This is a genomic window from Synechococcus sp. A18-25c, from assembly GCF_014280035.1.
In the GTDB taxonomy this organism is placed as follows: Bacteria; Cyanobacteriota; Cyanobacteriia; order PCC-6307; family Cyanobiaceae; genus Synechococcus_C.
Window position 1 is genome coordinate 2,345,836 of the sequence record NZ_CP047957.1, and the last position, 16,927, is coordinate 2,362,762.

Consider the following 16,927-nt stretch of genomic DNA (forward strand, 5'->3'; position numbering starts at 1 on the left):
TTTTCTTTTCTCTAAGAATAGAATGAGAAATGTCTGAGTTGACCCGTGAATGCACGTGATCAGCAATGACTGGATCACACACCAAGTCAGGTCGTTTCGCCTGAGTTGAAGCAAGACGTGATGTCAGAACCTGGCGAACAGGCGACCCATGCAGCCGCTGAAAGCATCAGCGCACAGATAGCCCCTGCAGCAAAATCCACACCCATCGAAGCTGTAGACGCGTCGTTGTCGGATTCGGTCACCCAACAAAACAACAGGCGCACGACCAGCGACATCAACAACGACAGCACGTCTCCAACACCAAGCACTTCGACAAACCTCAACTCACTCGATTCCAACGAAGCACAGACCACTGACTGTTCAGCAGAAGAGCTCGATCATGCGACAGCAGAACCGCGGATCACCACAGAATCACTGCAGCAGCTTTGGCATCCCCAGCTGCAGGAGTGGGCGTCAGAGGGTGAGCTTCTGACGGCAGCCAACACAGCGCTGCACCTCGACTCCAACAACCCCCCAGAACTTCTTACCGGAATCGTGGAGCGCCTGAGCCAAGGTCTCTCCAGCGACATTCCCCCGATTGAATTCCTTCAGCAAGCCTCCATGGTGGGTGCCGCTGGAGCTTATGCAGCATCAGAGCAAACCATCTACCTCAACCATGACTGGGTCAAGGCCGCCAGCGAAACTGACACTATCAAGGTTCTCACCGAAGAGTATGGCCACCACCTTGATGCACTGATTCACACCACAGACACGCCTGGAGATGAGGGTCTATATTTTGCAGATTTACTGACTGAAAGCGGCAACATCGAGGATCCAAACCATTACCTTGAACTCAAGGATCTTGGGCACATTACCGTTAACAACGAACAAATTGACGTAGAGTTTTCACAACAAAATAACTCACTCGAATGGATACAAGTTGGCAATGAGATTAATGGCTCCTCAATTTCTGCAAAAGCCGGGTACGCAGTCAGTCTTTCACAAGATGGAACAATCCTTGCGGTTGGAGCACCTTTTGACGACGTCAACAGCAGCTTTACGCAAACAAACGAAGGCAGTGTCACCGTCTATCAAGACGTAAATGGCAGCTGGCAACAATTAGGCAGCGAAATCGAGGGTGCTAGCGCCGAAGAACAATTCGGATACTCGGTCAGCCTTTCAAATGATGGAACAAAGCTTGCTGTTGCTGCATTGTTTGCCAACACAGCGAATGGAACAAAGACCGGGAGAGTCAATGTTTACAGCTTTACTAATGGAGATTGGAGTGAGCTACAAACCGGCGGCATCGCAGGGCCTGTCGAGAAAGGACGCATCGAAAATGTTGCTCTCTCTGGAGATGGAAACTACGTCATTTTGGGCTCATCCAAAATGCAGACAGGCAGAGCCCAGATCTACCAATTTAGCAATAACCAATGGGCGCAAATTGGCACAACGCTCTCTGGAACAAAAAACAATGACCGATATGGATACGCGGTTGATATATCCGATGATGGCAGCATCATCGCAGTGGGCTCATTTGGAGCTGACGCAACCAACGCCAGCAATTCAGGCGCCGTTAATGTATACGAATTAATCGACAACCAATGGAATGAGATAACAGAAATCAAAGGTGAAAAACGTACTGACAACCTCGGCTATTCGGTTGCGCTCTCATCAGACGGTACTTATCTTGCCGTAGGAGCAAGAAATCACGATACCGGGGGCAACACATCATCCAACGAAGGCTACGCTCAGGTCTATAAAAGAAATGGCTCTTCTTACGCACAAATTGGACAGACACTAGTTGGCAATCAAGCCGGGGAAAAAGCAGGAACAAAGGTCAGCATTTCTGATGACGGATCTCGGTTAGCGATAGGATCGGGATTTTATAACTCTGATAAAAATAATGTTGGCCAAGCCAGACTTTATGAGCTTCAATCAGACACTTGGATCCAGATTGGATCAGACATTAATGGTCAAAACACAAACGACCTTGCCGCAAGATGGCACGGATTAAGTCTGAATGGAGGTGGAACAAGAGTCGCTGTTGGGGCCCATAACAATGACAACAACGCAAGAAATTCCGGCCAAGTTCGGATCTTTGACAGTTCTGGAATCACCATTGCTCAGACCAGCACTCCCCTGGTCACTACAGAAGGAGGCACGTCCGCCTCTTTCACCGTCGTCCTCGACGCCCAGCCCACAGACACCGTCACCGTCGCCATTTCCGGCGACGACAGCACAGAGCATGAGCTCAGCGCCTCATCGCTCACCTTCACCACCGCCAACTGGGACACACCCCAGACCATCACCGTCACCGGCGTTGACGACAGCCTCGTCGATGGCGATATCACCACCACAATCACCGCCACCGCGTCCAACACCGGCGGGTACGCAGGCACTGAAACGGCTATAGCAACGCTCCAAACCAGCGACGACGACACCGCCGGCATCACCATCGCTCAGGGAATCACGCCGCTCGTCACCTCAGAAACCGGCACCACTGCTTCATTCACCGTCGTCCTCGACGCCCAGCCCACAGACACCGTCACCGTCGCCATTTCCGGCGACGACAGCACAGAGCATGAGCTCAGCGCCTCATCGCTCACCTTCACCACCGCCAACTGGGACACACCCCAGACCATCACCGTCACCGGCGTTGACGACAGCCTCGTCGATGGCGATATCACCACCACAATCACCGCCACCGCTTCCAACACCGGCAGTTACGCAGGCACTGAAACGGCCACAGCAACGCTCCAAACCACCGACGACGACACCGACGATGGCAGCAACGGCGTCACCATCACCCAAGGCGCCAACAAAGAAGGCGCTGATCTGCTCACTTCAGAGGCCGGCATCACATCCACATTCACAGTCGTTCTCGATGCTCAGCCCACAGACACCGTCACCGTCTCCATCACAGGCATCGACGCCACTGAAAACTCACTGAGCGGCTCCACCCTCAGCATTTCAAACACTCTCACCTTCACAACCGCCAACTGGGACACAGCCCAGACCATCACGGTCACCGGTGTCGACGACAGTTTCGTCGATGGCGATATCACAACCACAATTACCGCCACCGCTTCCAACACCGGCGGTTACGCAGGCACTGAATCCGCCTCCACCACCATCAAGAACTCTGACGACGAGGTTGCCGGCATCACCATTGCCCAGGCCAGCACTCCCCTCGTCACCACAGAAGCCGGCTCCACCGCCACATTCACCGTCGTCCTCGATGCCCAGCCCACAGACACTGTCACCGTCGCCATTACAGGCAACGACACCAGTGAAAACTCACTGAGCGGCTCCACCCTCAGCTCTTCAAACACTCTCACCTTCACAACCTCCGATTGGAATACACCTCAAACCGTCACCATCGCCGGTGTCGACGATGGGCTCATTGACGGCGATATCACCACCACTCTCACTGCCACGGCATCCAATACCGGTGGGTACGCAGGAACCGAATCCGCAACAACAACAGTCAAAAACGACGACAACGACAATCCTCCTGCACTCTCAAATCAAAACATCTACGTCCTTGAGACCGTTGCCGATGGCAGTGAACTCATCGATCTAGCAGATAGCAATACAAGCAATGACACCGATCAGGATGATGATCCCATCAGCTATTCCATTCTCGATGGAAACGACACAAAGCTCTTTACCATTGATTCAGAAACGGGAAAAATTTATCTCGCGACAAATAAAACACTGAATTACACAACAAGCGATCGTCATGAGTTGCAAATCAAAGCATCTTCAACAGGTGGAACATCAACAGCGACAATCACTATCTACGTACAAAATGTGAACAGTACCCCGGTCGCAGAGGACGACAGCGGTTCGCTCAACGAAAACGAAGCACTAAGCAAGACAGAGGTCGAAGGCCTGATCGCAAACGACTCTGATGAAGATGTGAATGACACTCTTTCGATTAGCAATTTTCACGCTGGTTTAAGTGATACAGATTCACCAAGAATCGGCCAGTTTAATACTGCACTCGATGGCATCTATGGCCAGCTCACACTCCAAACCAATGGATCTTATACATATACAGCCAACAAGACCAGCGCAGATGCACTCAACGCTGGTGAAACAGGGACAGACACGTTCAGCTACACACTGAGTGACAGCGAAGATACAGATCAAGCCGAACTTACAATTACAATCGCAGGCATTAATGACATTCCATTTCTTGTTGATGCAATCAAAACTAAGAAGTATATTGAGGGTCAAGGCAATGTCATTGTCATTGACGGAAGCCTTGATATCCGCGATGTCGACGACGAGAATATTGAAAGCGCAACAGTCTCAATCAGCAATGGCACATACGTCAGCACGGAAGATCAGCTGGCATTCAGCGATGCCTATGGAATCACGGGCAACTGGAATTCCAGCACGGGAATATTAACTCTCAGCGGCACAACAACCAAGACTAATTACATAAGTGCACTACAAACTGTCACTTATACAAACACCAACAACGCCAATCCAGTCATCGGAACAAGAACCATTGATTGGCTAGTTAATGATGGAGATAGCAATTCAACCAGCATTCAATCAAGCATCATTGTAGGTGGGCGCAATGATGCACCTTTAGCAGTCAACGATTCAGCCAGTGTGGATGGGGGATCAACAGTCTCGACCAGCACAGCAGACAACCTTTTGGTCAATGATACGGACCCAGAAAGTCACTCGCTAACGATCAAATCTTTTCGCATAGGCAGTGAACAATCATCAAACCCTGAATTTCTTGCTGGGAATACCCTGACAGGGTCCTACGGTCAGATGACCATCGCTTCGGATGGGACATACAGTTATACAGCACAAGAAACTGCTAGTTATAAACTCCTGGAGGGAGAAACAGCAACCGAAACTTTTACGTACACAATCACAGACAATCAAACAACTGACGAAGGATTCGACACCGGTGAGATAACGATCACAATTAGTGGTGTTAACGACGCCCCAAACGCAATTGACGACTCAGTCGATGTCGACGAAGACAGCTCCAAACAATTTGCTGACTTTCTAGGCATCTTAAAAAACGATACTGATATTGATGGTGATCAGCTTTTCGTCAAAGGGGTCATCGCAGGAGCTTCAACAAGCAATTTTCAAGCAAGACGCCTGGAATCGAGCAGTCTCAGCACAGAGTTACAGGGAACTTACGGCGTCTTGATTGTCAATTCCAATGGATCTTTTCGCTACACAGCAAGCTTGGCTGATGCTCTTGATGCAGGCGACAAAGAAATGGATCGATTTACCTATACCCTAACTGACCTCACGAATGATGACAGCGGAGTCATCGCAATCGAAGTCACCGGGATTAATGATACGCCTTTATTGTCAAGCATCACAACCGGAACAATTAGCGATCAAACCAATTCTTCCTCCCTGCAGACAAGCAACATTTCCGGTCAACTGTCAGCAACTGATGCTGATGCTTCCGCTGTACTGACCTATGGCATCAGTGGAGCGAGCGGGTCCACAGCGTCAGGAACTTATGGCACTTTGGCACTAAACAGCACAACTGGGGCTTATCAATACTCACCGAATAGCTCGGTCATTGAGGCACTTAATGCAGGAGAAAGCGTTTCTGATTCTTTTGAGATCTACGTCAGTGATGGCAGTCAGTCAACGGCCAAGACCTTTCAGATCAACATCACCGGTGCAAATGACGCCAGCACTACAGGATCAAACACCAGCAATAAGTCCACTGAAAGTCAAACCTACGGTCTAACCATTGTTGCCAGTGGAATCATCAATCGTGCTGGCCAACTCATCACAACCGAAGAAGGAACCTCTTCCTCCTTCAGCGTTGTCCTCAATCGACAACCCAGTGCTGATGTTGACGTGCTGATCTCTGGGCTGGATTCAACGGAAGGACGTCTCAACAAAAACATACTCAGATTCACACCCTCTAACTGGAACGTGCCACAGACCGTCACCGTGACGGGCATCAACGACAGGTTCACAGATGGCGATACCACCTACAACCTCACTGCAACTGCCAATGAGGCAGGCGGTTATTCCGGCAACGAAGCAGCGACCATCACAATCAAGAATGTTGATCATTCCAATCCGCAACCAAGTCAATTAGTGATGAACAGTGATGACGAAGGTTTGCGGACAACTGGCGACACTGGACTTTGGGTTCAACTTGAAGTTCTGCAGGCCAATGCTGATTTACACAACAGCCTACAAATCATTAACGATCAAGAAGAAGCCATCGGATCCATCGGGGCCACTCGCAACTCCACAAACATGGGAAAACAAGAATTCTTTCTTAGTGGTGGAAGAGAGTTGTTCTTTCATCAGTTGAGTCATGACTCGAAACTTGATAAATCACCAAGTCTTCGAATTAACTCATCAATTAATGATTTTATTCTTAACCTTGATGACAGCAAAGAAGGAGACAATGACCACGATGATCTATCAATCAAAATCACCACCTCTCAAAGCGCAAAAAATCCAACTGCTGCCATACTCGCTTCAGAACAAAAAAATATTTACGACTCAATCCTGAACCTTTCTGAGATCAACACTCCAACAGCAAAACTAAGGATCACCATTCAAAGTAATTGCGCTGATGTCAACAAGGTAGGCCTCGTGAAAATCATAAGCAATGAAAACAATGAATTTTCAGTCAATGGAGTTGCCTCGACAGCCGGGGAATCTTTTGATCAAGCGATTCGCGACAACCTGGTCAACCCCGACGGATCTGAGCTCTTGATCAATGGTCTAAGCACACGCCAAGTCGAATGGAACATCAATCAAGGTGAGGAAGGATTTTATGCACCTGTTTTTATTAATCAAAACACTAACGATCTCTTCACCTTTGGGGCCACAAGCGCAGCCGACAATCAAATCCACGTTAAAAACTTAGGTAGTAATTTCTTTGGCTATGAAGATACTCTTTCATCTCAAAATTCAGACTGGGACTTCAATGACATCACCATGTTAGTGGAAATGATCTGAGAGCTTTCGACAAACAAACCTGTGGCATTGGAGAATGAAGGCATGACCGCCTCCACAGCCCCCACGGAAGTTTTCGACGTGATCGTCGTCGGTGGCGGCCACGCGGGCTGTGAAGCCGCCATCACCAGTGCTCGCCTGGGGATGAACACCGCACTATTCACACTCAACCTGGATCGCATCGCCTGGCAGCCCTGCAATCCAGCTGTGGGCGGCCCCGCCAAAAGCCAACTGGTGCATGAGGTCGATGCCCTTGGCGGCGTGATCGGGCGCCTCGCCGACGCCACCGCCATCCAGAAACGAATCCTCAATGCCAGCCGCGGCCCTGCGGTCTGGGCCCTGCGTGCACAGACCGATAAGCGGCAGTATTCACGCCAGATGTTGCAGCTGCTGCAGCACACCCCCAACCTGGCACTGCGCGAGGCGATGGTCACAGGGCTGGAGATCGAAGGGGATCCCAGTGGCGGTGGAACCTCCTGGGACCCAAGCCAAGGTCCAGCCGCAAGCATCACCGGCGTGCGCACCTATTTCGGCAGCCTTTACGGAGCCAAAGCCGTCGTGCTCACCGCCGGCACCTTCCTCGGTGGGCGCATCTGGGTGGGCCACCAGTCGATGGCGGCAGGACGGGCCGGCGAGCAGGCCGCCGAAGGGCTTACGGAAGCCCTGCATCAGCTCGGGTTCCACACCGACCGACTGAAAACCGGCACCCCAGCGCGGGTGGATCGGCGCAGCATCACCCTCGATCAATTGGAGGAGCAACCCAGCGACGCGGCAGACCGGTTCTTCTCGTTTGACCCCGCCGCCTGGAGCAGCGGCGAACAGATGAGCTGCCACATCACCCGCACCACAGCAGCAACCCATCAACTGATCAAAGACAACCTGCATCTCACCGCGATCTATGGCGGCGTGATTGACAGCAAGGGGCCGCGCTACTGCCCCTCGATCGAAGACAAGATCGTGCGCTTTGCCGACAAGGACAGCCACCAAATCTTCCTGGAGCCCGAAGGGCGCGACACGCCGGAGATCTACGTGCAGGGCTTCTCCACCGGCCTGCCCGAACCGATCCAGTTGCAACTGCTGCGCAGCCTGCCTGGCCTGGAACAAGCTGTGATGCTGCGGCCGGCCTACTCCGTGGATTACGACTATCTGCCGGCCACACAACTGCTGCCATCGCTGGAAACCAAACGCGTGCAAGGGCTATTCAGCGCTGGTCAGCTGAACGGCACCACGGGCTACGAGGAAGCCGCGGCCCAGGGATTGGTGGCTGGACTGAATGCCGCAAGGCGCATCCGCGCTGAAGAGGCGGTGCACTTCCCTCGAGAAGGCAGCTACATCGGGACCATGATCGACGACCTGGTGAGCAAAGATCTGCGCGAGCCCTATCGGGTGCTCACCAGTCGTAGTGAATACCGGCTCGTGCTGCGCGGCGACAACGCTGACCGTCGCCTCACCCCCCTGGGCCGGGAACTCGGACTGATTGATGACCGTCGCTGGCAATTGTTTGAGCAGAAGCTCAAGGCCATGGACCAGGAAAAACGGCGGCTGGAACAGCAGCGACTGAAGGTGAGCGATCCCGCCGCCCCCGCTGTGGAGGAGGAGACCGGGGCCCCCATCAAAGGCTCCATCACCCTGGCCGACCTCTTGCGCAGACCAGGCATGCACGCCGCCGACCTGGTACGCCATGGCTTGGCTGATGGGGACCTGCCGCTACCGGTGCGCGAAGGCGCTGAAATCGACATCAAATACAGCGGTTATCTGGCCCGCCAACAGCAACAGATCGACCAGGTGAAACGTCAAGGTCAGCGCAAGCTGCCTGCGGAGATTGCCTACGCAAGCATTGGCACCCTCTCGCGGGAAGCCAGGGAAAAGCTGGCGGCCGTCCGCCCACTCACTCTTGGCCAAGCCAGCCAGATCCCTGGTGTCAGCCAGGCGGACCTCACTGCTCTGCTGATGTGGCTGGAGTTGCAGCAACGGCGCGATCCTTCCGCAGCGGCCCTCGCTTCCAACGCCAACGCTCGATAGCGTTGGGCGACTGAACAGGCTCTGGTGCCACCTCGCCTCTCCACTTCAAACGCCTACTGGAACCTGCGTGCGGAACAGGTAATGGATCGCGTCTTCACCGATGAGGACCTAACGCTCGAAGCCGTGCAAGTGCAGGTGGAGCCAACGGCTTCAGCACCAACAGCCCGCACCCCAACGAGCCAGATCAGATCCTTGACATGGCCGCAGGTGTGCTTAGCAGCGGTTGGCGTGGTGGCCGTGCTGGGAAGCGCAAGCCTCACGCTGAACTGGCGACACAGCCAACAGGTTCTGGAACGCGACCGCAACCTTGCTCTGATCGAGCGATTGCAACAGCCGCCATCCACAACAACAGACGCCAGCACCATCGCTAGCCAGCCAAGCGTCGGGAAGCTCCCTGACGCTTCGACCAGCGACGCTGACGTCGATCCTGAACACGCCCAGAGCAGCCTCACCATCACTCCCCTGCCCGGTACGCCACGGGCTCAGTTGGAGCCCATTACGCTCCCCATTCCAGTGGCTGCACTCGCGCCATCGACAACCGAGCCAGCGCCCATCGCCACAGAACCACTACTCGTCGGCGTCGTCCACAGTGGCAATGGCGGCGGATCAGCCATTTTTCAACTTGGAGACCTCTCGGTCTCGTCCTTCCCCGGCGAACCCATTGGCAACAGTGGCTGGACCCTGCGCAGCGTTAATGCCAATGGCGTTGTGATGGAACGCGAGGGATCCCAACGTTCCCTGAGTATTGGAGGTGCCTTCTGAGCCGTTCGAGCACGCTGACGCCATCACCAACCATCCTCTGGGAAGCACCCACGGCCTCGGTGCTGGCAGGAGAAGAACCGGGATGGCTGCCGGGACCGTGGCGATTGATGCTGCTCGGGGATGGCAGCCCGACGCGTCACCTGCGCCTGCTCACCGGGCACAGCGTGCAGGTGCGCCTCGTGGCCATGGCTGCAGACAACACAAGCGACGCAACGATCGGTGGCGCACGACCCATGGAAGTGCAGGAACTGAACCCACCGCTGCTGCGCCGTCAGGTCTGGTTGGACTGCGGCGGCACCACCCTGGCCTGGGCCGAAAGCTGGTGGAATCAAGCCGAAGCCGAACAGAATCTGCGCAACAAAGAACAGCCCATCTGGCTGAGCCTCACCCAGGGCCGCTCAGAACTGTTTCGAGAAGTGGATGGATTAGCGCTTGTGAACGATCCCTGGCTGGAGGAAGGCTTCGGGGAACGCGGACCGTTCTGGAGCCGCCACTACCGCTTTTTCCGCCAAGGCCGCGAACTCACCGTGATCCGCGAGGTGTTCAGTCCGGCGCTAGAGCGCTGGCTGGGGGAAGCGCCGAGACGGCCGCTTCATGCAGCGTCATGAAGAAAACCAGCATTTGATGCGGATTCGCACTTGACAGCTTGCGGGGTGTTGTGCTCTAGCAATCATGATCGCATCGGCAACGGTTCTATGGCGAACTCCACCTGGGTGACCCTCCACGATTTGGGCCGCCGTTTCGGCATCTCTTCAATCCAATGCGGACGCACTCTCGAGCAGGAAGGCTGGAGAGACCGGCACGGCCAACCGACACCCGCAGCCCTTTTGGCCGGCGCGGTCGAACAGCGCACACCCCACAGCTACGGGCGCAGCTTCCTCTGGAATGCCGACGTCTGCGCACTGGCACTAGAGAGGCGTGGCTATCAGCCTGTGCCTCGCGCCGAGCACGTGGGGCAGTGGGTCGACTTGTTGGAGGCGATGGACCATGGGTCTCCGTCCATCACTACGACCGCTGATCAGATGGCGGAGGAGCTGCCACAGGAGCTGGTGGAGGACGTCAACCGTCAACTGAGCCGCCGCGGTTGCCGCTACCAGGTGAACCGGCCGCTCAGCAGCAGGCACTGAGAGGGATCAGCACAAGCACTATCAGCCCAATCACAGGTCTTCTGCCTGCTTGCGCACCCGCTTTAGCTGCTGTTTGAGCGTCTCTTCATCCCGATGACTGAGCTTCATCTGGATCAGCCGGGGGTGGGGTGCGTGAGGGCGCACCTCCTGGGCCTCTTCCACCGTGGGGGATCCCCCCACCAACCTGTAGTGGGGGGTGTTGCAGACAGCCGAGTTGAGCCAACAGCCGATCAGTCGCGGCGACGGCTGGAGCGCGGCAACGGTCGCCGGGCAGTGGTGCGTGGCGAAGCCGGAGACGCAGGGTCAGCCGACGCTGGACCCGATGGTCCGCGCCCCGAGCGCTTCCAGCGATCCACGCGGAAACTGTCATCGTCCGGCCAGGCATCATCCGCCTCGACCGGGACTGGATCAACGGGATCGGGCTCCATCCTTGGTGCAGGCTCCACTGCTGGCGGTGGTGGGAGCACAGGCTGCCGTCGCGAAAGGGCCTCGAGAGGACGCTTGCGGCCATCAGCCACGGGCCGCTCCATTCGACTGGAAGACGCCGACCTGGCCGACACAGATGGGCGCGATGGCGGCCGTGGGCTGTCCCAGCGCGAGGAAGGTTCGGGCGGTTCCCGCCAGTCGTCGTCTTCGTCCAACAACCAATCGATGCGGTCACCCACCCAGCGACCCACCGCATCCAATCGAGAGGCTCCATCAAAACGATCGACACTGCGTCGTCCAGGGCGAGCCCCAGACACGCCATCAACAAGCTGGCGGCCCGTGTCCAGCCATCGATCCAAGCGTCGATCGAAGGGATCAGGACTGCGCTGTGAGCGTGGTCGACGTGAATCCATGGACCGACGTTACCGACGCCTGTGCTGCAGCCAACGCTCCCGTTGCAGGCCGATCAAAACGATCGAGACTCCACCCAACTCCAGCACCCAGAAAAAAACCTCCATCGGGCTCAGCTCTGCTCCGGTGCCGGCTCGTAGCGAAGCAGACAACTGGCATGCCATCGACCCCCATGGTGCTGATTGCAACAGGTGCGGCATGCCGCCTGTCGCATCCGGCGGCGATAGGGCGTCCGCTTGCCGCATGAGGGGCAGACAGCCACCCAACGCGGGGGGCTCTGCGGCACTGGAAAGCGGTGGCGCACGCTCACTTCAAAACGCGACTGCGATGCGTTGATCGCTGCCATCCGCTCTCTGAAATGAGGACCATGCCCCTCGTCACGTTGGAGCACCAGATCCACCCAGGCATGAATCATTTCGTGGCACAGCGTGCTTTCTGTGGCTTCCCGGGGCAATGGATCCAGCAATGGCTTCGAGAGAACAATCTCCCTGCCAAAGGGTGGGGCGATCGCGGGCCCTCGGCGATAGAAACCCGCTGTCCTCCGTAGGCGTCCATCACTCCAGCGCACAGCCAACAAAGGCTGATGTCCGCTGGTGAGCGACCCCTCAAAATGCTCTCGGTTCAGGCGATGGAACAAAGGCAGCAGGGGCTCAAGCGGCATGGCTGGCGCAGGCCTTGCACAAAAACGTCGGCCCAGTCTGCCTCCATCCCGCAGTCCGTCAGTCAGACTCAGCACTCACTTGGAAGCGGCTGATGGATCTGGGTCTGGTACGAGAGATTGGAAGCAAGGCACTGCTGGCCGGTGGTGGCGCCCTGCTCCTGTATTGGACGATCACGGCCGTGAAGCTGGTGCTCAGCGCTCGCGGCATCAATCCGCTGATCAAACAGTTCTTCACGCAGGTGGCGGCAGGCCGCGTTGACGCTGCCTACCTGCTCACCACCAAAAACTACCGGCAGCATGTGAATCGCCAGCAGTTCATCCGCTATCTGGCTGGCCTGAAGCTCAACCGCTTCAGCAACCTCAAATCCGGACGTCCTCGCCTCCAGGAAGGCAGCATGATCCTCACCGTGAAGCTGATCGCGGAAAACAAAGAGGAAATGCCTCTCGACTTCACCTTCACCAAGGTCGAAGACAACTGGAAGATCGAGCGAATCGCCACTGTCCAGAGCTGAAACTGCTGACTTGTGAACGCATCAGCTCCGCCACCTGCCTCGCCCGACGATGACCAACGCGCCGCCGAGCTCAGGCGTTTGCTGACCAACGCAGCCCACGCGTATTACGTGCTGGATGCACCGGAGATGGAAGACGCGGTCTATGACCGCCTCTACCGCGAGCTGCTGGAGCTGGAGACAGCCCACCCTGAGCTGATCCTTGCCGAGAGTCCGACCCAGCGCGTGGGTGCGGCTCCGGCAGAGGGATTCAGCAGCATCGCCCATCGCATTCCCCTCTTCAGCCTCGACAACGCCTTCAGCACCGACGAGCTGCGCCATTGGTACGGGCGTCTTCTCAAAGTGCTCGATCGCGAGCCCGCAGCAGGCATGACGCCAGCGGCCCTGGCGATGGTCGGTGAACTGAAAATCGACGGCAACGCCTTAGCCCTGAGCTACGAAAACGGCGTCCTCGTCAGAGGAACCACGCGAGGCGATGGCGAACAGGGGGAAGACATCACCTCCAACGTGCGCACGATCACGTCGATTCCGCTCAAGCTGCACCTTGACGAACCGCCGGCCTGGGTGGAAGTGCGCGGCGAGGCCTTGATCCCGGACAGCACCTTTGCAGCCATCAACGCAGAGCGAGCTGCCAGGGATGAGGCGTTGTTCGCCAATCCACGCAACGCCTGTGCGGGAACCCTGCGACAACTCGACCCCAAAGTAGTCGCCGCGCGACGCCTCGATTTCTTCGCCTACACCTTGCATCTCCCCGATGACTGGCAGGGGGAACGACCGAAGGGTCAGTGGGAGTGCCTCACCTGGCTTCGCGACGCTGGCTTCCGCGTCAATCCCAACGCAGCGCTCCTGCCGGATCTCCAGGCGGTGGAAACCTTCTTCACCGATTGGGACAACCGCCGCCATAACCTCAATTACGCCACCGATGGCGTGGTGGTGAAACTGAACGACCTGCGCCTGCAGGATGCGGCCGGCTTCACCCAGAAAGCACCCCGCTGGGCCATCGCTCTCAAATACCCAGCCGAGGAAGCACCCAGCAAATTGCTACGACTCACCTGTCAGGTGGGACGCACGGGCGTGATTACACCCGTGGCCGAATTTGAACCGGTAGCGCTAGCCGGCACCAGCGTCAGTCGTGCCACGTTGCACAACGCCGACCGACTGGCGGAACTGGATCTGCACAGCGGCGACACCATCGTGGTGCGCAAGGCGGGGGAAATCATTCCCGAAGTGCTGCGGGTGCTGCCTGAACTCCGGCCTGCCGACGCGCAGAGACTGGAACTGCCACACCAATGCCCCAGCTGCGGCTCAGAACTGGTGCGCGAGCGCGGTGAGGCCGCCACTCGCTGCATCAATAGCAGCTGCCCGGCGATCCTCCGCGGAGCCTTACGCCATTGGGTGAGCAAAGGCGCCCTGGATGTGGATGGACTGGGGGGGAAGTTGATCGAACAATTGGTCGATCGCGGCTTGGTGCAATCGATTGCCGACCTCTACCGACTCGACGCGGCGCTGCTCAGCAGCCTCGAACGCATGGGTGAAAAGAGCGCAGAAAATCTGATCGTCGCCCTGGAGGCCTCCCGTCAACAGGGCTGGGCCCGTCAGCTCTACGGACTCGGAATTCATCACATCGGTGAGGTGAATGCCAAGGCTCTGGCCACCAGCTTTCCGGATGCGAGTGCTCTGCAAACCGCTGCCTGCAACGCGCCGGAGTCCATCACCGAGGTGTTCGGCATCGGCGCTGAAATTGCGCAAAGCCTTCAGCAATGGTTTGCCAACCCCTCCAACCTCCGCTTGCTGGACGGTTTGCGCGACTGCGGCTTCAGCCTGGCCCTCAACGCTGAAGAACTCAACCTTGTGGAAGCCAAGACCAGCGATCGACCGTTGAGCGGCAGCACCTTCGTGCTCACAGGGACCTTGCCGAACCTCACCCGCTCTCAGGCCAAGCAGCTGATCGAAGCCGCGGGTGGCAAGGTCAGTGGATCCGTGAGCAAAAAAACCAGCTACGTCGTTGCTGGTGACGAAGCCGGGAGCAAGCTGGCCAAAGCGGAGAGCCTGGGAGTGACAATTCTGGACGAAACGGCGCTGCAGGATTTGGTGAACGCGCCACAATCGCGATAGCCAGATTCACCTCATGAGCGCCCTGCTCAGGCGTGCCCTCAACAACGTCACCGGCGAGTGGAAGCTAAACCTGGACAACCGGGTCCCACCAAAAGAGCTCTACGCAGCACGGATCGCCTCCTCGAAGCCTTCCCTTGGCTTTTTTGTGTTGCTGATCTGCTCAGCGGAAATCGCCACCCTTGGACTGATCTCTAACAGCACCGCAGTAGTGATCGGCGCCATGATCGTGGCCCCTCTGATGGACCCGATCCTTAGCCTCGCCTTTGGACTTTCGATTGCCGATAACCGCTTGGTGAAGCGATCGGCGATCACGGTTGTCATCGGCGTCGCCACCGTGGTGTTCACGTCATGGCTGTTGGCGATGGTGCTCGGCGCCAGCGAAGTGAACCGTGAGATGACGGCTCGGACGGCACCCAACCTGATCGATCTCATGATTGCGGTGGCGGCCGCCATCGCCGGTTCCTTCACGATCACTCGAGACAAGTTGTCGAACTCGATCGCTGGAGTTGCGATCGCAGTGGCTTTAGTGCCACCCCTCTGCGTGAGTGGCATCGGTCTCAGCCTCGGCCCCGAACTCGTCGCCGTGTTCGGACGGGGCACAGTCGCTGGACTCACCAATCAGGTGGCAGAGGGTTCCTTTCTGCTCTTCCTGGCCAATCTGATCGGCATCACTGTTGCCAGCTTGGTGGTGTTCATGGTGCAGCGCTACGGCAGCATTCAAAAAGCCTGGCGCCATCTCCTCGTGTGGTTAGGTCTGCTGGGGTTGCTCTGCATTCCGTTGTCTTCAGCGCTGCACGATTTCAGCGTGCGTCAGCAGATCAACAGCAGATTCACCAATTTCAAAGCCGGCCTCATTCAGGAAAGCCTTTATTCAGGTCTCAATCTGAACAGCTTGCGACGGATTCGCATGCTCTACAGCAATGTGCGCGTGGTCAATAACCGCGCCACCATCGAAGTCGTGCTGAACGTTCCCACCAAGCTTGTTGGGAAAATTGAACTGACCGAATTTCAAAGGGAATTCCGCCGCGATGCCATCAAGGACTATGGCCTCGATGAGGTGGAAATCAATATCAGCGTGATTCCCACCCAGATCCTTCGCTACGACCCTGCAGCTAGCACCATCCCATGACTCAACAGCCCATCCACTCCTGGATCAAAACGGAATGCGGCCGTGCCAAATATCAAGAGCTTTCAGCCAAGCCCGGCGCGATCGCCAAGCTGCGCCTGCTTTGGTTTGTGTTGATCGCTGCTCTCCGCGACGCCCCCTTACCCAATCCCGATCAGCACTCAAGCTGATTCGATTCAGCCTCCAAGGCCCGCCGGGCCGCCCGGCCGACAAGCCACACCACAGCCACAGTGGCCAGAATCCCCACGACCCGCAAGGCCCATCCAGCGGGGCTCGTCTCGCCACTCAGCACGTCGCCGAAACGGGCCACATCCCCTGCCAAGGCACCAAGGGCACAAAACAGAATCGTTCCGGGGATGATGCCAATCAAACCCAGGTTGTAATCGCGCAAGCTCACCTCGCTCAGGCCATAGGCGAGGTTGAGTAGTGAGAAAGGAAACGCCGGTGACAGGCGCGTCAGCAGCACAAGTTTGAAACCTTCACGGCTGACCGCCCGTTCGATCGCCAACAATTTGGGAAACCCAACGAGACGGCGCCGTGACCAGTCTCTGATCCCGTATCGCCCAAGCAGAAAGGCTGCTTCAGCACCAAGACTCGCCCCAACAAACACGATCAGGCTTCCCCACAAGGTGCCGTACAAGACTCCAGCCAGCATGGAGGCCCAGATTCCCGGCAGCAGCAGAGTGACCCAGATCGCATATAGCGGCACGAACAGAACGGCCCCCAGAGGAGATTCCAACCAAGTGATGAGCTCACTGGATCCCAGCCAATCCAACACGGTTCCGTTTCGGCTTGGGATCGT

At 56.6% G+C, this 16,927-nt stretch carries 13 protein-coding genes; 9 read left to right on the plus strand and 4 right to left on the minus strand.

The window, feature by feature from the left end; genetic code table 11:
• Positions 1-105: 105 nt before the first annotated feature.
• From SynA1825c_RS12700 to SynA1825c_RS12720, 5 genes are all read left to right on the plus strand, one after another.
• A complete protein-coding gene (locus SynA1825c_RS12700) occupies positions 106-6,969 on the plus strand; it encodes an S-layer family protein (RefSeq protein ID WP_186469621.1) in 6,864 nt (2,287 codons plus the stop codon).
• Positions 6,970-7,011: 42 nt separating this feature from the next.
• The gene (gene mnmG, locus SynA1825c_RS12705) at positions 7,012-8,988 is read left to right on the plus strand and encodes a tRNA uridine-5-carboxymethylaminomethyl(34) synthesis enzyme MnmG (RefSeq protein WP_186469622.1); all 1,977 of its coding nucleotides are present in this window, start codon (positions 7,012-7,014) and stop codon (positions 8,986-8,988) included.
• Between the two features lie 24 nt (positions 8,989-9,012).
• On the plus strand, positions 9,013-9,750 hold the full coding sequence (locus tag SynA1825c_RS12710) for a hypothetical protein (protein ID WP_186469623.1): 738 nt from the start codon (positions 9,013-9,015) through the stop codon (positions 9,748-9,750).
• Between the two features lie 32 nt (positions 9,751-9,782).
• Positions 9,783-10,358 (plus strand): chorismate lyase, encoded by a 576-nt coding sequence (locus SynA1825c_RS12715; RefSeq protein WP_370523246.1) that lies wholly within the window; start codon positions 9,783-9,785, stop codon positions 10,356-10,358.
• A gap of 87 nt (positions 10,359-10,445) precedes the next feature.
• On the plus strand, positions 10,446-10,877 hold the full coding sequence (locus SynA1825c_RS12720) for a hypothetical protein (RefSeq protein WP_186469624.1): 432 nt from the start codon (positions 10,446-10,448) through the stop codon (positions 10,875-10,877).
• 30 nt (positions 10,878-10,907) lie between these two features.
• Here the strand turns inward: SynA1825c_RS12720 and SynA1825c_RS12725 are convergent, their stop codons facing one another.
• The 3 genes from SynA1825c_RS12725 to SynA1825c_RS12735 form a co-directional block, all read right to left on the minus strand.
• Entirely contained in the window at positions 10,908-11,057 is a 150-nt protein-coding gene (locus SynA1825c_RS12725; RefSeq protein ID WP_186469625.1) for a hypothetical protein, read from the minus strand.
• A 50-nt stretch (positions 11,058-11,107) separates the two neighbouring features.
• A complete protein-coding gene (locus tag SynA1825c_RS12730; RefSeq protein ID WP_186469626.1) occupies positions 11,108-11,716 on the minus strand; it encodes an RNA helicase in 609 nt (202 codons plus the stop codon).
• A gap of 110 nt (positions 11,717-11,826) precedes the next feature.
• Positions 11,827-12,375, minus strand: coding sequence for a SprT family zinc-dependent metalloprotease (locus SynA1825c_RS12735; protein WP_186469627.1), 549 nt, complete (start codon positions 12,373-12,375; stop codon positions 11,827-11,829).
• A 92-nt stretch (positions 12,376-12,467) separates the two neighbouring features.
• Here SynA1825c_RS12735 and SynA1825c_RS12740 point away from each other — a divergent pair, with 92 nt between their 5' ends.
• The 4 genes from SynA1825c_RS12740 to SynA1825c_RS12755 are packed head-to-tail and all read left to right on the plus strand — an operon-like array spanning position 12,468 to position 16,295.
• A complete protein-coding gene (locus SynA1825c_RS12740; RefSeq protein WP_186469628.1) occupies positions 12,468-12,887 on the plus strand; it encodes a hypothetical protein in 420 nt (139 codons plus the stop codon).
• A 12-nt stretch (positions 12,888-12,899) separates the two neighbouring features.
• A complete protein-coding gene (ligA, locus tag SynA1825c_RS12745; RefSeq protein WP_186469629.1) occupies positions 12,900-14,999 on the plus strand; it encodes an NAD-dependent DNA ligase LigA in 2,100 nt (699 codons plus the stop codon).
• 13 nt (positions 15,000-15,012) lie between these two features.
• Entirely contained in the window at positions 15,013-16,128 is a 1,116-nt protein-coding gene (locus SynA1825c_RS12750; protein ID WP_186469630.1) for a TIGR00341 family protein, read from the plus strand.
• Positions 16,125-16,295, plus strand: a complete 171-nt coding sequence (locus tag SynA1825c_RS12755) for a hypothetical protein (RefSeq protein WP_186469631.1) — start codon at positions 16,125-16,127, stop codon at positions 16,293-16,295. Before SynA1825c_RS12750 ends, SynA1825c_RS12755 begins: the two co-directional genes overlap by 4 nt.
• Here SynA1825c_RS12755 and SynA1825c_RS12760 read toward each other — a convergent pair.
• Positions 16,280-16,903 (minus strand): TVP38/TMEM64 family protein, encoded by a 624-nt coding sequence (locus SynA1825c_RS12760; RefSeq protein WP_186469632.1) that lies wholly within the window; start codon positions 16,901-16,903, stop codon positions 16,280-16,282. The genes SynA1825c_RS12755 and SynA1825c_RS12760 overlap by 16 nt on opposite strands.
• Positions 16,904-16,927 lie beyond the last annotated feature (24 nt).